General features: G+C 69.4%; 16 protein-coding genes and 1 tRNA gene. 9 read left to right on the top strand and 8 right to left on the bottom strand.

Annotated elements, in window-relative coordinates:
• Positions 1 to 512: 512 nt before the first annotated feature.
• Both V5F48_RS18660 and V5F48_RS18655 read left to right on the top strand, forming a co-directional pair.
• On the top strand, positions 513 to 755 hold the full coding sequence (locus V5F48_RS18660; RefSeq protein ID WP_282639443.1) for a hypothetical protein: 243 nt from the start codon (positions 513 to 515) through the stop codon (positions 753 to 755).
• Between the two features lie 226 nt (positions 756 to 981).
• Positions 982 to 2,238, top strand: a complete 1,257-nt coding sequence (locus V5F48_RS18655; RefSeq protein WP_394259916.1) for an MFS transporter — start codon at positions 982 to 984, stop codon at positions 2,236 to 2,238.
• A 103-nt stretch (positions 2,239 to 2,341) separates the two neighbouring features.
• Here V5F48_RS18655 and ppk2 read toward each other — a convergent pair whose 3' ends face one another.
• The 3 genes from ppk2 to V5F48_RS18640 all read right to left on the bottom strand — a co-directional run bounded on the left by ppk2 (position 2,342) and on the right by V5F48_RS18640 (position 4,276).
• A complete protein-coding gene (gene ppk2, locus V5F48_RS18650) occupies positions 2,342 to 3,157 on the bottom strand; it encodes a polyphosphate kinase 2 (protein WP_394110311.1) in 816 nt (271 codons plus the stop codon).
• Positions 3,158 to 3,308: 151 nt separating this feature from the next.
• Positions 3,309 to 3,800 carry a hypothetical protein gene (locus V5F48_RS18645; RefSeq protein WP_394259915.1) on the bottom strand — a complete coding sequence of 164 codons (492 nt, stop codon included), beginning with the start codon at positions 3,798 to 3,800 and terminating at the stop codon, positions 3,309 to 3,311.
• Positions 3,801 to 4,027: 227 nt separating this feature from the next.
• Positions 4,028 to 4,276 (bottom strand): hypothetical protein, encoded by a 249-nt coding sequence (locus tag V5F48_RS18640; RefSeq protein ID WP_394110309.1) that lies wholly within the window; start codon positions 4,274 to 4,276, stop codon positions 4,028 to 4,030.
• Positions 4,277 to 4,709: 433 nt separating this feature from the next.
• On the opposite strand from V5F48_RS18640, the gene V5F48_RS18635 reads away from it, so the two are divergent.
• The 3 genes from V5F48_RS18635 (at position 4,710) to V5F48_RS18625 (ending at position 10,030) form a co-directional block, all read left to right on the top strand.
• Positions 4,710 to 5,975: a D-amino acid dehydrogenase gene (locus V5F48_RS18635; protein ID WP_394259914.1), complete on the top strand. Its 1,266-nt coding sequence runs from the start codon at positions 4,710 to 4,712 to the stop codon at positions 5,973 to 5,975.
• Positions 5,976 to 6,266: 291 nt separating this feature from the next.
• Positions 6,267 to 7,388, top strand: coding sequence for a metallophosphoesterase family protein (locus V5F48_RS18630; protein ID WP_394259913.1), 1,122 nt, complete (start codon positions 6,267 to 6,269; stop codon positions 7,386 to 7,388).
• Positions 7,388 to 10,030, top strand: coding sequence for an AAA family ATPase (locus V5F48_RS18625; RefSeq protein WP_394259912.1), 2,643 nt, complete (start codon positions 7,388 to 7,390; stop codon positions 10,028 to 10,030). Before V5F48_RS18630 ends, V5F48_RS18625 begins: the two co-directional genes overlap by 1 nt.
• Positions 10,031 to 10,057: 27 nt before the next feature.
• Here V5F48_RS18625 and V5F48_RS18620 read toward each other — a convergent pair.
• Positions 10,058 to 10,132, bottom strand: a tRNA-Gly gene (locus V5F48_RS18620).
• A gap of 273 nt (positions 10,133 to 10,405) precedes the next feature.
• On the opposite strand from V5F48_RS18620, the gene V5F48_RS18615 reads away from it, so the two are divergent.
• Together V5F48_RS18615 and V5F48_RS18610 are read left to right on the top strand one after the other, a co-directional pair.
• Positions 10,406 to 12,253, top strand: coding sequence for an aminopeptidase P family protein (locus tag V5F48_RS18615; protein ID WP_394259911.1), 1,848 nt, complete (start codon positions 10,406 to 10,408; stop codon positions 12,251 to 12,253).
• 228 nt (positions 12,254 to 12,481) lie between these two features.
• A complete protein-coding gene (locus V5F48_RS18610) occupies positions 12,482 to 12,634 on the top strand; it encodes a DUF3309 domain-containing protein (RefSeq protein ID WP_012114320.1) in 153 nt (50 codons plus the stop codon).
• A gap of 166 nt (positions 12,635 to 12,800) precedes the next feature.
• Here the strand turns inward: V5F48_RS18610 and aptA are convergent, their stop codons facing one another.
• Positions 12,801 to 14,162 carry an omega-aminotransferase AptA gene (gene aptA, locus V5F48_RS18605; protein ID WP_394110304.1) on the bottom strand — a complete coding sequence of 454 codons (1,362 nt, stop codon included), beginning with the start codon at positions 14,160 to 14,162 and terminating at the stop codon, positions 12,801 to 12,803.
• 372 nt (positions 14,163 to 14,534) lie between these two features.
• On the opposite strand from aptA, the gene V5F48_RS18600 reads away from it, so the two are divergent.
• Together V5F48_RS18600 and V5F48_RS18595 are read left to right on the top strand one after the other, a co-directional pair.
• Entirely contained in the window at positions 14,535 to 16,349 is a 1,815-nt protein-coding gene (locus V5F48_RS18600) for a tetratricopeptide repeat protein (RefSeq protein WP_394259910.1), read from the top strand.
• Positions 16,350 to 16,808: 459 nt separating this feature from the next.
• Positions 16,809 to 18,197 carry a sigma-54-dependent transcriptional regulator gene (locus tag V5F48_RS18595; protein ID WP_394259909.1) on the top strand — a complete coding sequence of 463 codons (1,389 nt, stop codon included), beginning with the start codon at positions 16,809 to 16,811 and terminating at the stop codon, positions 18,195 to 18,197.
• 24 nt (positions 18,198 to 18,221) lie between these two features.
• Here the strand turns inward: V5F48_RS18595 and hslU are convergent, their stop codons facing one another.
• From hslU to V5F48_RS18580, 3 genes are all read right to left on the bottom strand, one after another.
• On the bottom strand, positions 18,222 to 19,529 hold the full coding sequence (hslU, locus tag V5F48_RS18590) for an ATP-dependent protease ATPase subunit HslU (RefSeq protein ID WP_394110301.1): 1,308 nt from the start codon (positions 19,527 to 19,529) through the stop codon (positions 18,222 to 18,224).
• A gap of 47 nt (positions 19,530 to 19,576) precedes the next feature.
• A complete protein-coding gene (gene hslV, locus V5F48_RS18585; RefSeq protein WP_149576034.1) occupies positions 19,577 to 20,125 on the bottom strand; it encodes an ATP-dependent protease subunit HslV in 549 nt (182 codons plus the stop codon).
• Between the two features lie 73 nt (positions 20,126 to 20,198).
• Positions 20,199 to 20,990, bottom strand: coding sequence for an alpha/beta fold hydrolase (locus V5F48_RS18580; protein WP_394259908.1), 792 nt, complete (start codon positions 20,988 to 20,990; stop codon positions 20,199 to 20,201).
• Positions 20,991 to 21,071: the final 81 nt, after the last annotated feature.

The following is a 21,071-nucleotide window of genomic DNA, read 5'->3' as shown; positions in this document are numbered from 1 at the left end:
GAGGCGAGTGCGGGAGATTTGGAAGAAGGGCACAGCAATCCTTGAACCGTCGCGTTTCGGTTTGGCCGTGAAGGCCATGCTCCAGCAACTCTGCTGAAGCTTGGCGGTTCCGTTGCCGATGCGAGGGTGGAGCCGAAGGAGAACCCACAAATGGGGCAGCCGGACGGCATGCGGGGGAATGCCATCCGGCTGGCGCGCTTTGCCGAGCGGCATCGTGCACGCCGTCCGTTCTAGACAACCGTGCGCGGCTGACATCCCGAATTTGGAGGATGCGGGGAAATCCCCGCAGCGACGCCCACAAAAAATCTGGAACAGCCCGGAACCGATGGGCCTTGCCCGCGTTTTAACGACTGAGCGCGCCCCGGGAGCCTCCGTGCCCGCTCATCGGCCATGCTTGAAACCTCGGGTTCTGATCCTGGGCGTCCTTCCCCCGAATGCGGGAGGCGCAGAGCGGCCTTGGCCGGCACAAGACGACGCAGCCAACGCGCTGCACCCCCTACGGAGGATCGTCCATGTTCGAAGCTGCCCGTCGCCCGCTGAAGATCTGCGTTGATGGTTCCTGCATCGTCCTGCACTCGCTCGACGAGGCGATCGGCTTTGTCCGCTCGCACCCGGTGCGCGAGCATGCCGAGATGCTGCTCGACCAGATGGAAGCCGCCCGTCTGCCCGAACTCCAGCGTCGGGCCTGGGTGGCCTTCGAGACTTTCGCCGATGCGATGAAGCTCGTCCCGGACGTCCCGCGCCGGCTGATGTGATCCCAAGGCCCCGGCGCGCGCGCCGCGTGACCCCCCGCCCGTGGCACGCCACCATGGGCGGGCTTTCCCTGCGTCTTGAGAATGCGCTGCGTGGACAGGCATGCATGAGGCGGGTATCCCTCCGGCCTTAAATGCATTTGGCGATTTTGCTGCGCTGCGGCATAAATGACGTTCATCGTCCGGCGCCCCGCGCCCGAACCGGCTTCCGCCCCATCCGGTGATCGTCATGGCCGCACAGCCTTCCGCCCCGTCGCCTGCCCCGGCGCGCGGCAATCCCCGCCTGCCGCTGCTGGCGCTTGCCGCCGCCGCGTTCGGCATCGGCACCACCGAATTCGTCATCATGGGCCTGTTGCCGCAACTGGCCGGCGACCTTCACGTCACCATTCCGCAAGCCGGCCTGCTGGTGACGGGCTATGCGCTGTCCGTCACCTTCGGCTCGCCCTTCCTTGCGGTGGCGACGGCGCACATGGACCGGCGGCGCGCGCTGCTGGCGCTGATGGGCGTCTTCATCCTCGGCAATCTCATGTGCGCGCTGGCGCCCTCCTACTGGCTGCTCATGGGGGCGCGGGTGCTTACCGCCTTGTGCCACGGCGCGTTCTTCGGCCTCGGTGCGGTGGTGGCCTCCGCCCTGGTCCTGCCGGGCCGCAAGGCGCAGGCCATGGCCATGATGTTCGCCGGACTGACCCTCGCCAACGTGCTCGGCGTGCCGGCGGGCACGGCGCTGGGCGAAGCCATGGGCTGGCGGAGCCCCTTCTTCGTGGTGGTCGCCATCGGCATCGCCGCGGCGCTGGCGCTGGCCGCCTTCCTGCCGCGCACCATCGCGGTGCCGCCCATGAACCTCAAGCGGGAGGCGAGATCCCTCGGCAGCCCGCAGGTCCTGTTCGCCATGGCCATCAGCATCGTCGCGTCGGCGAGCCTGTTCAGCGTGTTCACCTATATCGCGCCGATCCTCCAGACCGTTACCGGCCTCAGCACCCACGGGGTGACGCTGATGCTGCTGCTGTTCGGCATCGGCCTCACCTGCGGCAATTTCCTCGGCGGCTGGCTGGCGGACTGGCGGCTGATGCCCTCGGTGATCGGCATCATCGCCGTGATCATCCCGCTTTTGGCGTCCTTCGCCCTCAGCAGCCACACGGTGGTGCCGGCGGCGCTCACGCTGTTCGTCTGGGGGGTGCTGGCCTTCGCCCTGGTCGCGCCGCTGCAGATGCGGGTGGTGAGCGAGGCGGCGAAAGCGCCCAACCTCGCCTCCACCCTCAACCAGGGGGCGTTCAACTTCGGCAACGCCATGGGCGCCTGGGCCGGCGGCGTGGCGCTCACCGCCGGGCTGCCCTATGCGGACCTGCCGTTCATGGGCGCCGGCATTGCGACGGCGGGGCTCGGCCTCGCCATCGCCTCCTACGCCCTAGAGCGTTTTCGAGCGAAGTGGATACCGGTTCGCGTGAAGAAAATGCGTCATAACAATACTCTAGAGCGATTACCGTGAGCCAATGCGAACGGAAAACGCTCTAGACCTGAAGGCGCAGCGCCAAGCTGCGGCGTCCCCCGCGCCGGTCGCCGGCCGGCCCTGACAGCCGCCGGGCAAAAGCTCAGAACCGTTCCGGCACGCGGTGGCGGGCGTAGTCCGCCTCCACATAGTCGTGGGGCTTCTGGCGCTTGGGCAGCTTGATCTTCTCCCGCGGCACGTCCTCATAAGGAATGCGCGAGAGCATGTGCGAGATGATGTTGAGCCGCGCCCGCTTCTTGTCGTCCGACTGGGCGACGAACCAGGGCGCCCATTGGGTATCGCTCGCCTCGAACATCTCGTCCCGCGCGCGGGAATAATCATACCAGCGCGCATAGGATTCGAGATCCATGGGCGAGAGCTTCCAGATCTTGCGCGGATCGTCGATGCGACTCTCCATGCGCAAGGTCTGCTCTTCCTCGGACACATCCAGCCAGTATTTGATCAGGATGACTCCCGATTCGACGATGGCCTTCTCCACGAAGGGCACCGCGGACAGGAATTTCTTGGTCTGCTCCTCGGTGCAGAACCCCATGACGCGATCGACGCCCGCACGATTGTACCAGGAGCGGTCGAAGATTACGATTTCGCCTCCCGCCGGCAAATGCGGCAGGTAGCGCTGGATGAACATCTGCGTCTTCTCGCGCTCGGTGGGCGGCGGCAGCGCGATCACACGGAAGATGCGCGGGCTCACCCGTTCCAGGATCGCCTTGATCACGCCACCCTTGCCGGCACCGTCGCGACCCTCGAAAATCACGCACACCTTGGCGCCGGTGTGCTTCACCCACAGCTGGAGCTTCACCAGCTCGGCGTGCAGCGCCTTCAGTTCGTGCTCATAGTCCTTGTTCTTCAGCCGCTCATTCTTGTCGCCATCGTCATCTTTGGTGCGTTCATGGGCCATGGCGTTCCTCCTTTTATTGTTCTGCCGCGCCCTCTAAACTTAAGAAAGAAGACGCGTTATCCGACCAGGCCGCGCTGCGACCTGATCGGCACGTGTTCCCCTACGCGTGTTCTTCTGCGCGTATTCTTCTGCGTGTGCTCCTCTGCGGGGGTCAGGCCCAGCTGAGGAAGAAGCCGATGTCGCCGGGCATGCCGTTCGGCCAGTCGATGACCATGGCCTTCAGCTTGTAGTGGCCGGCGCGCAGGTGGTCGCGCCACAGCTCGTAGGCCTGGCGGGGACGGCCGGTGAGGCTGTCGGGCCAGCCGTCCTCGGCATTGTTGATGGCGCGCCCCTTGTCCGAGCACAGGGTGTTGGGGAAGCGCATCACCATGATCTCGGTCTCGCCCCTCTGGGCGGCGAGGCGCATCTTGGTCTGCAGGTTGGTGGTGATCTCGTGCAGCCTCTCGGGGGTGAGGTCGACCGGCTGCGACAGGGTCTTCACCAGCTCCGCGCGCGCCCTGTCGGCGCGATCCATGGCAGCGAGTTCCTTCGACAGCTTCGACTGCTCGACCTCCTGCATGTAGGCCTTGAGGTCGTCGGCCGTCATGAAGGTCTCGTCGCCCAGCTTGGCGTGCGGTGCGTTCGGCGCGGCGGTTTCCGACATGTCTTTCTCCCTCTCGTCCTGGGCCATGGGCGGGACCGGGCCAGTTTCGGCAGACCTCCCGCTTCGTCATTGTCCGATATCAACACCTTCCTGGCCCCGGCGCCAAGATGCAGTGCAAAAGCGCCACTTGCCGGAGGTTCCATCGTAAGGTTCAGGCCAGACACAAAAAGACCGGCGCGGCCAGGGGCCGGCGCCGGTCTGTTCAAAGCAGCTGGAAAGGTCGGCGATCAGATCGCCGCGAACGTCCCGGCGGGGATGCGGAAGAAGCCGCGGCCGTTGGACAGGGTGCGGTAATGGGGAGCAGCGCTCAGGAACAGGCGCTCGAACCAGGCCTTGGGCGCGACGCCCTCGGGCAGGCGGTCGATGGTGAGCACTTCGGCGCTGGGGCTGAAGCGGACGTGGATCAGCACGTCATCGGCCTTCTGGACGGGGGCTTCTTCAACCGGCAGCTCAACGCGCTTGGCAAGGGCACTCATCACATCGTCTCCTCAGGAAGGGATCAAGAAATCCGCAACGGAGCCTCTGGAATGCGGCCGCGCTCCCTTGAAAACACTGGGAAACGCGAACCCTGCGGCCTCGTGCGAGCTTCTGCCGGCCGAGTGCGAAACCTTGCGCTCCACCGGGCACGCCCGAAGACCCCGTCAACGTTTTGAGGTTAGGAGACGGCGAAAGATCATTCTTTGATCATGATCAATTGTTGGGCGGCGGCCGCCGAAGACCCGCGCGGCAGGCGGTCGCAGGACGGCGGGGTGCGCGGCTCAGGCCTGTCAGGCAGGTCCCTGCCACGCGAGAAATCGTGATCGACCACAAGGCGCAAAAATTGCTTGAGTGAGCCTGAAGGGCGCCGGTTTCGGCGCTGCATGTCGCCTCGCTGCCCCCGGGCCGGCGCGGCGGAAGGGGGTGGTCGCCATGCGCATCGTGATTCTGGGCAGCGGCGTCGTGGGCACGGCGTCCGCCTATTACCTGTCGCAGGCCGGACACGAGGTGACCGTCGTCGACCGCCAGAAGGCGGCGGGCATGGAGACCTCTTTCGCCAATGCGGGCCAGGTCTCGCCCGGCTATTCCGCGCCCTGGGCCGGGCCGGGCGTTCCGGTGAAGGCCATCAAATGGCTGCTCATGCACCACCGTCCGCTGGTGGTGTGGCCAAGCCTCGACCCCAAGCTCTATCTGTGGCTCGCCCAGCTGCTGGCCAACTGCACCGAGGCCGCCTATCGCCGCAACAAGGCGCGCATGGTCGCCCTCGCCGAGTACAGCCGCGACGCCCTCGACGCGCTGAGGTCCGAGACCGGCATCACCTATGACGAGCGCACGCTGGGCACGCTCCAGCTGTTCCGCACCCAGAAGCAGCTCGACCATGTGCATTCCGACACCGAAGTGCTGGACGCGCATAACGTCCGCTACGAGTTGCTCGACCCCTCCGGCTGCATCCGCGCCGAGCCGGCGCTCGCCCGGGTGCGGGACAAGTTCGTGGGCGGCCTGCGGCTGCCGGGGGACGAGACCGGCGACGCCCACATCTTCACCCAGCGCCTCGCGGAGATTTGCGCGCGGCAGGGCGTCACCTTCCGCTATGGCGCCACCGTGGAGGGGCTGCGGCACGAGGCGGGACGCATCACCGGCGTGGCTCTGGCCGGCGGCGAGGTGATCACCGCCGACATCTATGTGGCCGCCATGGGCAGCTATACCCCGGCGCTGCTCGCGCCTCTGGGCATCCGCCTGCCGGTCTACCCCGTGAAGGGCTATTCCCTCACCCTGCCCATCGTGGACCCGGACGCGGCGCCCCGCTCCACCGTGATGGATGAGACCTACAAGGTGGCCATCACCCGCCTCGGGGACCGCATCCGGGTGGGCGGAACGGCGGAACTGGCCGGCTTCGACCTGAATCTCAGGGAACCGCGCCGGGCCACCCTCGCCTTCTCGGTGGGCGACCTCTTCCCCGCCGGCGGCGACATCGCCAAGGCCTCGTTCTGGACCGGGCTGCGGCCCATGACGCCGGACGGCACGCCCATCATCGGCCCGACGAAGCTGGCCAACCTGTTCACCAATACCGGGCACGGCACGCTGGGCTGGACCATGGCCTGCGGATCGGGCCGGGTGCTGGCGGACCTGATCGGCGGCCGATCCCCCGACATCGACACCGCCGACCTCTCCGTCGCCCGCTACGCCGAGGCGGCCTGAGGGGCGGGCCTCAGTTTGAAAAGAAGCGCCGTCGGCCCCCTCTCCCGCTTGCGGGGGAGGGCTGGGGAGCGGGAGAGGGTTCCATGGTTCCCGGTCGAAGCCGCAGAACTCAAACTGAGGCACCACAGTGATTCGCCACCCCAGCTGCCGCTGGGGCACCAAGCGGGCGACCCTGCCCCGCCGCCATCTCCCACAACCGCAAGTCCTGAGGGCGGTTTCCCGCGCCCCCCGCGCAGCGGCCTTGCCTTGCCGGCGGCGGCGGCGTCTAAGCTCCCGCCCCGGGAGGGCCGCATGCGTTTCATCCACACATCCGACTGGCAGCTCGGCAAGCCGTTCGGCCGCGCGCCGGAAGAGGCCCGCGCGGCCCTGCAGGAAGCCCGCCTCGGCGCCATCGATGCCCTCGCCCGCGCCGCCCAAGCCCATGACGCACCACTGGTGCTGGTGGCCGGCGACGTGTTCGACAGCGCCGAGCCCGGCGACCGCGTCTACCGGCAGGCGCTCTCGCGCATGCGGCAGGCGGCGAACGTCACCTTCGTGCTGCTGCCCGGCAACCACGACCCCCTGCGCGCCGATGGCCTGTGGACCCGGCTCAAGGCCGAGACCCCGCCCAACGTGATCGCCGCCGTCGCACCCGAGCCCATCGCCCTCGGCGAAACCGCGGTGCTGCTGCCGGCCCCGCTCACCCACAAGCGCAGCCTGTCCGATCCCACCGCATGGTTCGACACGGCCGAGACGGCACCCGGCCTGTTGCGCATCGGGCTGGCCCACGGCTCGGTGCAGGCCTTCGGCTCCGACCCCGACACCAACCTCCTCGCCCCCGACCGCGCCCGGCGCGCCGGCCTCGCCTATCTGGCGCTGGGCGACTGGCATGGCCGGCTCCGGATCGACGAGCGCACCCATTACAGCGGCACGCCCGAGCCCGACGATTTCGGCCGCGAGGCCACGGGCCTGGCGCTGCTGGTGGACCTCGCCGGCCCGGATGCGCCGCCGCAGGTCACCGACCTTGCCATCGGCCGCCACCATTGGGTCGAGGCCGACTGGACCCTTTCCACCGCCTCCGATCTCGACGCCCTGATGGCTGGCCTTGCCCCCGGACTGGCGCGGCAGGACGTGGTGGCGCGACTGCACCTTGGCGGCCTGCTCTCCCTCGGCGACCGGGTGGCGGTGCGTCGCCGGCTGGAGGATGCCCTCGCCCACGAGCTGCGCTGGCTCGACCTCGACCTTAACGGCCTCGTCACCCGCCCCACCGACACCGACCTTGCCGAAATCGACGCCTTCGGCGACCTGCGCGCCGCCGCCGAACGCCTCAACGCCATGGCGGCCGAGGGCGGCGCCGAGGGGCGCCTCGCCGGTGCCGCGCTGGAGCGGCTTTATGTGGAGCATCATCGGGCCCAGCGGCCGGGAGAGGCCTGATGCGCATCCGCCGCCTGACCATCGAGAACTTCCGCAAGTTCCGCGCGCCCGTGGTGCTGGACGGCTTCGCCGACGGGCTCAACCTGGTCTGCGAGCCCAACGAGACCGGCAAATCCACGGTGCTGGACGCCCTGCGGGCCGCCCTGTTCGAGCGCCACAGCGCCAAGAGCGACCGCATCCGCTCGTTCCGCCCCCAGGGCGACGAGGTGGCGCCGACGGTGGATCTCGCCTTCGACGTGGGCGGCGGGGAATGGCGCCTGTCCAAGCGCTTCCTGGCCGCGCCGCAGGTGACGCTGGAGGGGCCGGACGGGCGCTTCGCGTCGGACGCGGCGGAGGAAAAGCTCCAGGCGCTGCTCGGCTTCAACCGCGCCGGCAATCGCGGCGCCGATGAGGAAAGCCGCGGCGCCCTCGGCCTGTTGTGGGTGGAACAGGGCCTGTCCTTCCAGCTCGGCGCCCCCGCCGAGACTGCCCGGCGCTCGCTGGAGGAAGCCCTGGCCGGCGAGGTGGGTGCGGTGACCGGCGGGCGGCGGGCGAAAGCCGTGGTCCTGCAGGTGGAAAAGAGCCTTGGCGACTTCCACACCGCCACCGGCCGCCCCACCGGCCGCCTGAAGCAGGCGCAGGAGGCCGCCGAGGCTGCGCGCGCCGAGGCCGAGGACGCCCAGCGCGAGTTGACCCAGTTCGAGAGCCTGCTGGAACGCCTGGAAGGCAAGCGCAACGAACAGCGCCGCCTCGTCCGCGACATGGAAAATCCGGAGATCGATGCTGATCTGAAACGGCTCGGCGAGGACATCGACCGCGCCAAGCAGGCGGGACAGGCGCTGCGCATCGCCGATCTCGCCCTGCAGAAGGCGTCCGGCGATCGCGCCGCGCTGGAAACCCGCACGGCCGCGCGCGTCCAGATGCGCGATGCCCTTGCCAAGGCGGAAGCGGCGGCACGCCACGTCGCCGCCGATGTCGCCGCCCACGCCGAAGCCCTGGCCCGCGCCCGGGGGGCCGAGCAGGAGGCCGCCGCCGCCCTGGAGCGGGCCCGCACCGACCTGCGCGCCGCCGAGGACGCCCGCGACGGCGCCCGCACCGAACGCGATGCCGCCGAGCGTCGCCGCATCCTCGCCGCCGCCTTCGCCCGGCTGGAGCGGGCCGAGGCGCTCGCGGCCGAAATCCGCATCCGCGACGCCCGCATCGCCGCCGAGCGCATGGACGAGGCGGCGGTGAACCGCCTGCGCCAGCTGGAAGACGCCGCCGGCGCCGCCCGCGCCGCGGTGGAGGCGGGCGCCGCCAGCTTGCAGGTGGCGCTGGAGCCGGGTGCGCCGGCCATCCTCATGGACGGCGCACCCCTCGCCGACGGGACGATGGTGCGCCTCACCCACCCCATGGTGATCACGGTTCCCCGCGTGGGCACCTTCACCCTCACCCCGCCCGCCACCGGCGCGCCGGCCCTTGCCGGTCTCGAAACCGCCCAGCGCAAGCTGGCCGAATTCCTCGCCGCGTCCGGCCACGCCACCCCGGCCACGGCGCGCACGGCGGCGCGGGCGCGGGCCATCGACGAGGCCGAGCTTCTGGGGCTGCGCACCCGGCTGAAGGCCGAATGCCCGGCCGATGCCGCCCTCGGCATCCCGGCGGGTCTCGATCCGTTGCGCGGGGCGCTGACCGGCCTTACCGCTCCCGCTCCAGAGGCAAAGGAAGCCCCCGCCGGCCTTGCCGACCTTGAAACGCGCACCCGCGCCCTCCGCACCGCCGAGACCGCGGCGGCGGCCCGGCGCGAGGCCATGCTGGAGGGGTTGAAGAGCGCACAACAGCAGGAAATGGCCCTCGCCACCGCGCGGGAGCGCGCCGAGGGCGACCGGCGCCGTCTCGCCGATGACCTCGCCGCCGAGACGGCAAGCCTCGCCGACGCCGACCTCGCCACCGCGCTCGCCACGGCGCAGACCGCCGAGGGGCGCACCCTCATGGATCGCGAGGCGGCCCAGCGTGCTGCCGACGTGCTGGACGAGGCGACCCTCGTGCGCAAGCGCGACGCGCTGACGAAGCGCCGCGAGACTTTGCAGGGCCAGTTGCCGGCCCTCGCCGGCGAAGTGGCCCGGCTGGAGGAACAGGCCAAGACCCTGGGCGGCGAAGGCCCTGCGAGCCGTGCCACCGCCGCGACCGAAGAGGCGGACGCCGCCGAAGCCGCCTTCCTGCGCCTGAAGCAGGAGGCGGACACGCTCGCGCTCCTCCTCAAGGTGCTGAGGGAGACCCAGCAGGAGGCGGCGCGGCGCTATCTGGAGCCGGTCACCCGCCGCATCGAACCTTATGTGCGCCGGCTTCTGCCCAATGCGAGCCTCGCCTTCGGCGAGACCCTGCGGCCCGAGGCCCTCAGCCGCGGCGGGCGGGAGGAGGCGGCGGACCTGCTCAGCAAGGGCACGCAGGAGCAGATCGCCATCCTCACCCGCATCGCCTTCGCCGATCTCCTGATCGCCAAGGGCAAGCCGGCCTCGCTGGTGCTCGACGACGCCCTCGTTTTCGCTGACGACGACCGCTTCGACACCATGATGGAGATCCTCACCGAGGCGGCGACCCGCATGCAGGTGGTGATCCTGAGCTGCCGCGCCTCCGCCTATCGCGGCGTGGATGCGACGCGCCTCGCCATCCGCGAGGGGCGGTAGGCCATCGAAGCGCTGTAAGGAGGGCGATGGAGCGGGCGGCGGGAATCGAACCCGCGACATACAGCTTGGGAAGCTGTCGTTCTACCACTGAACTACGCCCGCGCGCCGGGCGACCATAATCGCAGGCGGCCTCCCCCATCAAGGGCGTTGCGCGAAATACCCACCGTCTGGAGCGGGCGCCCGGTCCGCCGCGAAACGATGCCCCGCGACCTCCGAAGGGCATCTCCCCATCCGCCCGCGATGCGGGCCGATCGGACACGATCGTTCGCTTTCCCGGAGGAGGAAGGCGGAATTGCCGCCCGGATGATTCCACCGGAGCCGATCCGGCTCTATGGTTGGCGAAATATCCCTGTCCCAGCTCCGGCCGCCCCGCCCATGACCGCGCACCACAAGACCCCCCATGCCTTCAAGGCCGTGTTCCAGACCTTCGACGACCTCGCCGACGGCGCGGCCGGGCCGGCGCGGCTCGCCGCGCTTCGGGCCGAGCTGGCGCGGCTGAACGTGGACGGCTATGTGGTGCCCCGCGCCGATGCGCACCAGAATGAATATGTGCCGCCCTGCGAGGAACGCCTCGCCTTCCTCACCGGCTTCACCGGCTCTGCGGGCACGGTGATCGTGCTTCAGGACACCGCCGCCTTGTTCGTGGACGGGCGCTATACCCTACAGGCCCCGGCGCAGGTGGACACGGAGGCCTTCACGGTGGTGCCGCTCTCGCAGATGCGGCCCGATGCGTGGGTGGAAGCGAACCTGCCCCGTGGCGCGCGACTGGCCTACGATCCCTGGCGCACCACCATCGACGGCCGCGACCGGTTCGCCAAGGCGGTGGGGGCCGCCGGCGGCATCCTCGTGCCGCTGGAGGCCGACCCCTTCACCGCCATCTGGCCCGACCGGCCCGAGCCGCCCCGTGCGCCGGTGCGCCTGCTCGACCTGTCCGTGGCAGGCGAGGATACGGCGGCCAAGCTCCTGCGCGTGCAGGAGAAGCTTGCCGCCGACAAGCTCGACGGCGCACTGATCTCCGATCCCCACGGCGCGGCCTGGCTGTTCAACATGCGCGGCGGCGACGTGGCCCACACGCCGCTGCCGCTGGCCTGGTGCATCGTGCCGCGCGAGGGGCTGCCGGACCTCTTCCTTGAACCGCTGAAGCTCTCCCACGAGGTGCGCGCGGCGCTGGCCGGGCATGCGCGCCTCCACGGCACCGGCGACCTCGACACGGTGCTCGCCGCCTTCGCCAAGGGCCGCAAGATCCGCCTGGATCAGGCCACGGCGCCGGTGCGTCTGGCCGGCCTCATCGAGGCGGCGGAGGGCACGGTGGACAAGGGCGCCGATCCCATCGCCTTGCTGAAAGCCTCCAAGAACCCGGCCGAGATCGCCGGCATGCGCGCCGCCCATGTGCGCGACGGCCTTGCGCTGGTGCGCTTCCTTGCGTGGTTCGATGCCGAGGCGCCCAAAGGCCATCTCACCGAGATCGAGGCGGTGGAGGCGCTGGAAACCTTCCGCCGTGGCACCGGCACCCTCACCGACGTTTCCTTCCCCACCATCGCGGGCGCGGGGGAGAACGGCGCCATCGTGCATTATCGCGTCACCCGCAAGACCAACCGGGCGATCCGTCCCGACGAATTGTTCCTGCTGGATTCCGGCGCGCAATATCCGGACGGCACCACCGACATCACCCGCACCCTCGCCGTGGGCACGCCGACCGACGAGATGCGCCGCCACTACACGCTGGTGCTGAAGGGCCATCTGGCCCTGAGCCGCGCGGTGTTTCCGGAGGGCATCACCGGCGCCCAGCTCGATCCGCTGGCGCGGCAGTATCTGTGGGCGGCGGGGCTGGATTTCGACCACGGCACCGGCCACGGCGTGGGCGCCGGCCTCTCGGTGCATGAAGGCCCGGCGCGCATCTCCCAGCTCGGGCATCTGGCGCTGGCCCAGGGCATGATCCTGTCCAACGAGCCCGGCTATTACCGCACCGGCGCCTATGGCATCCGCATCGAGAACCTGATCCTGGTGGAACGCCGGAATCCGGAGGGCGCGGAGAAACCCTGCCTCGGCTTCTCGACCCTGACGCTGGTGCCCTACGACCGACGGCTCATCGACCTCAGCCTGCTGGATGGCGCCGAGCGGGAGCAGGTGGACGCCTATCACGCGATGGTGGCCGGGGCGCTGGCTGCAGAGCTTGATGAGGCCGAGCGGAACTGGCTGGCGCAGGCGACCGCACCGCTTTGAAGAAGCCCAAAGGCCTGTGACACCTGCTCCTGCCGCGCGACTCAGGCCGGTTTTCGCGTGCTGCCAAGGGATGAAGCCCCCGGAGCGGAACCTCCGCCGGTCCGGCCGCGTTCTCAAAGCGCGGCGGATGACGCGCCGCGCTCAGATCAAGCCAAGCGACTGCGCCCTCGGGCCAGCCCGGATGCGGGCCGGCGACGCGTGCGCGCGTCGTGAAGGGAGGCTCGCCCCGTGTCCACCATCCTCATCATCATCCTGATCCTGATTCTCGTCGGCGCGCTGCCCAATTGGGGCTACAGCCGCGGCTGGGGCTATGGACCCGGCGGCATCGTCGGCGTGCTGCTGATCATCGTGATCGTCCTGGCGCTCACCGGACGGCTCTGATCGTCCCTGCCGCAGAGCCGGAACGGGTCCCTGACGCGCGCTTCGACGCGCGCGGCAAGTCTGGGAGCGGCAAGTCCGGGAGCGACAAGTCCGGGAGCGACAAGTCCGGGACACGACAGGCCTTTCGCGACACGGCGCCGGCCCTTCTGCCGGCGCCGTGCTGTCGTCACGCCACCTTTTCGATGACCCGGCCCAGCTTCTCCACCAGCTCACCCACCTGATCCTTGGAGATGATGAGCGGCGGCGTCACCACCAGCGTGTCGCCGGCGATGCGCATCATCAGGCCGTCCTCGTGGAAGGCCCTTTCCAGCGCCTCGTAGCCCTTCAGGCCCGGCGCGCCGTCCTTCGGGGTGAGGTCCACGGCGCCGGTGATGCCCACGGTGCGGATATCGAGCACGCCGGGCTTGTCCTTCAGGCTCATCATCGCGTCGGCGAAGAAGGGCTCCAGCGCGCGGGCATGGGTGAAGGTGTGCTCCCGGGCGTAGAGGTCGAGGGTGGCAAGGCCCGCGGCGCAGGCCAGCGGATGCGCCGAATAGGTGTAGCCGTGGAACAGCTCCACCACATGCTCCGGCCCCTTCATGAAGGCATCGTGGATGCCCTTGCGCACCAGCACGCCGCCCATGGGCACGGCGCCCGCCGTGATGCCCTTGGCGAAGGTGATCATGTCCGGCACCACGCCGTAGCGCTCGGCGGCGAAGGCGTGGCCGAGACGGCCGAAGCCGGTGATGACCTCGTCGAAGATCAGCAGAATGCCATGCTTGTCGCAGATCTCGCGCAGCCGCTTCAGATAACCCTTGGGCGCCGGCAGCACGCCGGTGGAGCCGCCCATGGGCTCCACGATCACCGAGGCGATGGTGGAGGCGTCGTGCAGGGCGACGATACGCTCCAGTTCGTCGGCGAAGTGCGCGCCGTAATCCGGTTCGCCCTTGGTGAAGGCCTGGTTCTCGCGGTCGTAGGTCGAGCGCAGGTGATCGACGCCGGTGAGCATGGTGCCGAAGGTGCGGCGGTTCGACACGATGCCGCCCACCGAGATGCCGCCGAAGCCCACCCCGTGATAGCCCCGCTCGCGGCCGATGAGGCGGGTGCGGGTGCCGGCGCCGGTGGTCTGGTGATAGGCGAGCGCGATCTTCAGCGCGGTGTCCACCGCCTCCGAGCCGGAATTGCAGAAGAAGACGTGGTCAAGGTCGCCCGGCGCCAGTTCGGCAATGCGGCTCGCGAGGCGGAAGGCCTGCGGGTGGCCGTACTGGAAGGTCGGGGCGAAATCCACCTCGGTGGCCGCCTGGCGGATGGCCTCCACGATGGGCTCGCGGTTATGGCCGGGATTGACGCACCACAGCCCGGCGCAGCCATCGAGAATGGCGCGGCCCTCCGGAGTGTAATAGTGCATGTCCTTGGCCCGGGAGACGAGCCGCGGTCGCTTCTTGAACGAACGGTTGGAGGTAAACGGCATCCAGAAGGCGTCGAGATCGTTGGGGACAGCGTCCGCCCGCACGCCCGCGCTTTCGGTGACCAGATCGTCCAGAGCCATGATGTAACCTCTCCCACGCGCCGGCAGCGTCAGGCGAGATCTGGGCCTGCCTGCTGCCATTGTTCGGCCGCGTCGGTGCGGAAGCTAGCAGTGCGCGTGGCCGCTGGGAACACCGGAGCCGGATACGTCCCGACACACCTGCCGCAGCCTTGGCGTCGAAGGCTGAACTGACATGAGCTCAAGGGATTAGCGGACGATTCACCGTCTTGTGGGAAACGCCTGTGTTTCCTGTCCGGACGGATCGCGCCCAAGGGGAACGGCGGGACGGCCCCCTTGCACGCGCCATTGTTCTGACCCACAAAGATTGTGACCGTGCGTAAGGATGGTATCTTGGTAGAGCAAACGCCAGAGGCTTGCGAGCCGGACGCCGTCATGGACCTTGGCGCTCCGGCACCCGCGGAAGCCGCGCCGCCGGAAGACAACGAGGCGACCCTCGTTCGCGCCGCACTGGAACGTGTGCTCGCGGCCCCTGACTTTATCGCATCGCCCCGTCTGGCGGCCTTCCTGCGTTTCGTCGTGGAAGCGACCCTTGAGGGGCGCGCCGACGAGATCAAGGGCTACACCATCGCCGTCGAGGCCCTGGGCCGCCCGCCCTCCTTCGATCCCCAGTCCGATCCCATCGTGCGCGTGGAGGCGACCCGGCTGCGGCGCGCGCTGGAGCGCTATTACACCACGGTGGGCGCGGAAGACCCTCTGGTCATCGACATTCCAAAGGGGGGGTATGTCCCCCTGTTCCGGCCTCGCACTGAAGCGGAAGCAGGGCCGGCACCCGCCAGGCCGGAGCCGCAATCCCCGCCCGCGGCGCCGGTGCCGGATGTGCCGCTCCCCACACCGGTCTGGCGGCGCACCGGGGTGCGGTTGGCCGCCGCCGCGGCGGCCGTGGTGCTGGTGGCGGGGCTGGCGCTGCTGGCAGTGCAGATCAATCCGCTCACATCCGACCGCGGGGCCGCCCTGGCGGACCGCATCCGCCTGCCGGTGGTGGAGGTCCTCCCGTTCGAGGCCGCCGGTCCCGGTGCGCCGGCGGCGGCCGAACTGCGCGCCATCGAGGAGCAGATGCGCGACGCCTTTGCCCGCTTCGACTTCGTGGAGGTGAAGGCCGCCGGCGCCACCAGCGACGAAACCGGGGTCCCCGAGGCCTGTCTTGGCCCGCAATCGCGTTCGGTCTTTGCCCTCAAGGGCCTCGCCGAAGGCCGTGCCGACGGTACCTTCTCCCTGATCACACGGGTCACCGATCGCTGCGACGGTTCCATCATCTGGTCCGCCGCCCTCGACGGCCTGGCGCAGGGGCCCGCGCTGGCCGACAGCGAGCGCCGCGCCGTTCGCGACGTCGCCACAGCGATCATGGAAAGTTACGGCGTCATCCCGGTCCGGGCGCGGGCACAGGCCCTGGCCAAGGCCCCCGATTCCGGCTTCGGCTGCATCGCCGCCGCCGTCGCCTATGTTCGCGGCGACCCCCAGGGCCAGCGCGGCAACGGGACCGCATGCCTTACCCAGCTGACCCGGCGCGAGCGGGATTTCGCCCTCGGCTACGCGATGCGGGCGACGGCGCAGCTGTACACCACCCTGCACGACGACACGCCCAATCCCACCGCCGAGGAAATGGAGGAATTCCTCGACGCGGCGGAACGGGCGGCCGAGCTGGCCCCGGCGAGCGCCTATGCGGCCCGCACCCTGGCGCTGGTCCAGCTCTTCGCCGGCGAGCCGGACGACGCCATCGCCACCGCCGAGAAGGCCCTGAAGCTCAATCCGCTCGATTTCGACGTGGCGGCGACGGTGGCCACGGTGTTCATCGGCGCTGGCCGCGTCGAGGAAGGCGAGGCCCTGCTGTTGCGCGCCCGGCGCGAGGGTGCGATCCGCACCAACCACCAGGATGCATTCCTCGGCATCGCCGCCTTCATGCGCAACGATATTCTCGCCGCGCAGGCCATGGTGCCGCAGCTCACCCTTCACTCCGCCATCGAGAGCAAGCTCGCGCTCGCGCTGTGTCTCCACACCCTCGGCCGCACGAGCGGCGAGCGGGAGGTGGTTGGGGCGCTGCTCCACCGCATGCCGGACGGAGCGGAAGGTGTGCGCCGTCTCGTCCATCGGCTGCTGCCGACCCCGGCGCTGGCCGACAGGGCCCTCGCCGCGCTGGAGACCGCCGGCCTCTCCCGCGAGGCCGGCGCCGGAAAGCCACCGCGGGGATAGACCATGGCTCACGCGAATCAGAGGTCGGCGCGCAGCGGAAAGCGGGGCGGGACGCCCTCCGCAGCCGGCGGTGCGCCGATATGCTGCGGAAAATGCGTGGGGATTCGATCGGCCCGCATGGAACATATCCGCGCCGTGGATACACTCGCCCATCGCGCAAAGCCCGCGCCTCCATCAAGCGTCCTTGGACTGGAAACCCTTGCTGTGCCTGCGGCAGGGAAGAGCACAGCCCCACAGCAGCGCGCCATGAGATGGCGCCGGCGGCATATGATACCCGCCACTACCCCGAGATTGGGTACGGATTCACCTAAAGCGCTGCATGTTCTTGTTTCCAAGGCTTTTCACCATGCAGTATCTGTAACCATGCCTGCCTGAAACGCTCCAGAGACCGGATCGATAGCTTGGTCTAGTTTGACGATCGGGTCCTCTTACCGTAGCCTTTTACCCTGAATACGCGCCATGATTGTAAACTCCTCGGCCCCCCAGACCGACCGGCGCGCCTGCGTTCTGGTCTGCGACCCGGAACCGGACGTGCGCACCATGATGCGTGCCGCGTTCGCCCGGCGCGATGCCTTGCATGTGCTGGAAGCGGAGGATCTCGCCGCGGCCCTGCCGCTGGCGCCGCGCTGTGCGGCGATTCTGCTGTCGGCTGACCTTCCGGAAGAGGCCACCCGTCGGCTGCGGGCGGCCGGCTTTGCGGGAACGCTGGTGGTGGCACTGGCGCGTGGGGCCTCGGTGGCGGACGCCGTGGCGGCCATGCGCGCCGGCGCCGACGACGTGGTGATCAAGCCCATCGGACCCGAGGACGTGGTGGACCGCCTTTTGGCGTCAACGCCGGCCCGTCGTCCGGAACGGCGGCGGCGCGATCGTCCCCAGTTGCCCCGCAACGGCGACTTCTGCGGCTTCCTCGGCCGATCCCCTGCCATGCAGGCGGTCTATGAACAGATCGAACGCCTGGCGGCCTCCCGCGCGCCGGTCTTCGTGACCGGGGAAAGCGGAACCGGCAAGGGTCTCGCCGCCGCCGCACTGCACGTGGCCTCGACACGGCAGGACGGCCCCTTCAATGCCCTCAACTGTTCCGCCATCCCCGCGAGCTACATGGAACAGGCCGTCTTCGGCCTGACCGGCCCCGGCGCCATCGAACGCGCCCACGGCGGCACGCTGCTGCTCGACGAGGTGGCGGAGCTGGATAGCGCCACCCAAAGCAAGCTGCTTCATTTCCTCGAGAAAGGCCGCTTCCGCCGGGCCGGCGAGACCGACGAGCGCACCAGCGACGTGCGCCTCGTCTGCGCCACCGCCCGCGATCCGCTGGCGGACGTGCGCGCGGGCCGCCTGCGCGAAGACCTGTTCTACCGGCTGGACGTTCTCACCCTGGCCCTGCCACCTTTGCGCGAGCGCGGCAACGACGTGGTTGTCCTTGCGGAAGCTTTCCTGGCCCGCTTCGCCGGCGAGGAAGGGCGGCCCATTTCGCGGCTCGGCCCCGGCGCGGCCGAGGTGCTGCGGGCCCGGCCCTTCCCCGGCAATGTCCGGGAACTGCAGAATCTGATGCGGCGTGCCGTCATTCTGGGCGACGGCGGATTGCTGGGACCCGACCTGTTCGAGGAGACCGAAGCGACGCAGCAGGCCGAAGCGCCCCACGCCCAGGCCGTCGCCATGCTGATCGATGCGGCGCACGGCGGCACATTCGGCCGCGTGGAGCCCTTCGCCATCGTCGAGCGACGCATCATCGAGGCGGCCATCGCCGCATTCGACGGCAACATCCCGCTGGCGGCGGCCGCCCTCGACCTCAGCCCCTCCACCCTCTACCGCAAGAAGCTCGCCTGGCAGGATCGGCGCCGGCTCTCCTGAAAGACCCGGCGCGCCCCGGCTCGATCAGAGGATGAAGCGGCTCAGGTCGGCGTTACGCGCGAGGTCGGCGACGCGGGAGCGCACATATTCCGCATCCACCACCACGCTCTCGCCGGAGCGGTCGGGGGCGGAGAAGGACAGGTCGTCCAGCACCCGCTCGATGACGGTCTGAAGCCGCCGGGCGCCGATATTCTCCACGTTGGAATTCACCTCCACCGCCGCGTCGGCGATGGCCTCCACCGCGTCGGCGGTGATGGTGAGGGTCACCCCCTCGGTGCCCATGAGCGCCACCGACTGCTTGACGAGGCTCGCCTCGGTCTCGGTGAGGATGCGCACGAAATCGGCCCGCGTCAGCGCCTCCAGCTCCACGCGGATGGGCAGGCGGCCCTGCAGCTCCGGCAGCAGGTCCGACGGCTTGGAGACGTGGAAGGCGCCGGAGGCGATGAACAGGATGTGGTCGGTCTTCACCGGCCCGTGCTTGGTGGAAACCGTGGTGCCCTCGATGAGGGGCAAAAGATCGCGCTGCACGCCCTCGCGGGAGACGTCGGCGCCCGAGCGGCCCTCGCGGCCGGCGATCTTGTCGATCTCGTCGAGGAAGACGATGCCGTTGTTCTCCACCTGGTGGATGGCATCCTGGACGATGGCGTCCTGGTCGATGAGCTTGTCCGCCTCCTCCGCGAGGAGCAGGGGATGGGCCTCCTTCACATTGACGCGGCGCGGCTTGGAGCGGCCGCCGAAGGCCTTGCCCAGCATGTCGCCCAGATTGACCGCGCCCATCTGCGCGCCCGGCATGCCGGGGATCTCGAACATGGGCATGCCCTGGCCGCCGGCCTGGATCTCGATCTCCACTTCCTTGTCGTCCAGCTCGCCGGCGCGCAGGCGCTTACGGAAGGCGTCGCGGGTAGCGGGGGAGGCGGTGGCGCCCACGAGCGCATCGAGCACCCGGTTCTCGGCGGCGAGATGGGCTTTCGCCTGCACGTCCTTGCGCCGCGCCTCGCGCACCAGGCCGATGCCCACCTCCACGAGGTCGCGCACGATCTGCTCCACGTCGCGGCCCACATAGCCCACTTCCGTGAACTTGGTGGCCTCCACCTTGAGGAAGGGCGCGCCGGCAAGCCGGGCGAGGCGACGGGAAATCTCGGTCTTGCCCACGCCGGTGGGGCCGATCATCAGGATGTTCTTGGGCAGCACCTCCTCGCGCATCTTGTCGTCGAGCTTGAGACGCCGCCAGCGGTTGCGCAGGGCGATGGCCACCGCCCTCTTGGCATTGGCCTGGCCAACGATGTGGCGGTCCAGCTCGGAGACGATCTCGCGGGGGGAAAAGTCGCTCATGAAAGGTCGCTCATGGGGTCGGGGGCTTTCGGGGCGCGGGCGGAGCCTCAGGCGCCGATGGTTTCCACCACGATGTTGCGGTTGGTGTAGACGCAGATGTCGGCGGCGATCTCCAGCGAGCGGCGCACGATGGCTTCCGGGTCCTCCTCGCGGTCGAGCAGGGCCCGCGCGGCGGCCAGCGCGAACATGCCGCCCGAGCCGATGCCGGCCACCCCCACCTCCGGCTCCAGCACGTCGCCGGTGCCGGTGAGCACGAGGGAGATGGAGGCATCCGCCACGATCATCATGGCTTCCAGCCGGCGCAGGTAGCGGTCGGTGCGCCAGTCCTTGGCGAGTTCCACGGCGGCGCGCTGGAGCTGGCCGGGATATTGCTCCAGCTTGGCTTCCAGGCGCTCGAACAAAGTGAAGGCATCCGCCGTGGCGCCGGCGAAGCCGCCGATCACATCCCCCCGGCCGAGCCGGCGCACCTTGCGCGCGTTGGATTTCAGCACGGTCTGGCCGAGCGTCACCTGCCCGTCGCCGGCGATGGCGACGCGGTTGCCCTTGCGGACGGTGACGATGGTGGTGCCGTAAATGGTATCCGGGGAATGCTGCATGAAAAGCTCCGCTCGGGGCCTTACTTAGGGCGTTCCGGCGCGGACGCAACCGAGTGGCGGCATTCTCTCCCCCTCAGCTGCCTTGCAGGAAGGCGCGGACGGTGGTGGCGAAATTCTCGGGGGCCTCCACCATGGGGCAGTGCCCGCTGTCGACGATCTCATCCAGCGCCGCGCCATTGATGCCGTCCGCGATCTCCCGCACCATGTGAGGGGAGAACAGGCGATCGTCGTCGCAATAGATGACGAGGGTTCGGGCCGAGATGCGGCCGAGCCGCGCGCTGGTGTCCACGCTGGTGCACACGTCGAGCTGGCGCAGGAAGGCGTCCTTCTCCTGGTAGAGTCCCGCGTCCAGGGATTGCTGCACCGCAGCAAAGAGCGGGATCTTCTTCAGCGTGCCCATGCCCAGCACGAAGCTGGTCAGCGCCGCGCCGAAGGTCAGCTCGTCGTCGAGCTGGAGCCGCAGCTCCTTCAGCAGGCGCATGATCTCGGTTGTGTAGAGGTCGTTGCGGGCGATGGTGTTGGAGAGCACCAGCCGGTCCACCCGCCCGGGCGCCGTCAGGGCCAGTTCCTGGGCGATCATGCCACCCATGGAATGGCCGATGACGTGCGCCTTCGCGATGCCCGCCGCATCGAGCACGGCGAGGGCATCGCGCGCCATGTCGGCGGCGTCATAAGGCCCCTTGGCGCGCGCGCTCTTGCCGATGTCGCGATTGTCGAACTCGATGAGGGTGAAGCCCGAGAGCAGCGGCCGCGTCAGGGCCCAGAACGAGCGCTCGGCGGACAGGCCGGAAATGATCAGGACCGGCGGCCCCTCCCCGCTCACCTGATAGGCAAGTTCGAGCCCGTCGTTCTGCGTCGTCGGCATCGGCACCCCCATGCGCTGGCGCTGGTGCTATGCCATATCCGCCCCGGCGCTGCGAGGGAACGTTCGGGCGCCGGAAACGTC

Origin of the sequence: Xanthobacter autotrophicus ATCC 700552 (genome assembly GCF_043194565.1) — a bacterium.
GTDB classification, from domain to species: Bacteria; Pseudomonadota; Alphaproteobacteria; order Rhizobiales; family Xanthobacteraceae; genus Xanthobacter; species Xanthobacter autotrophicus_F.
This window is presented reverse-complemented; position numbering and strand designations above follow the sequence as displayed.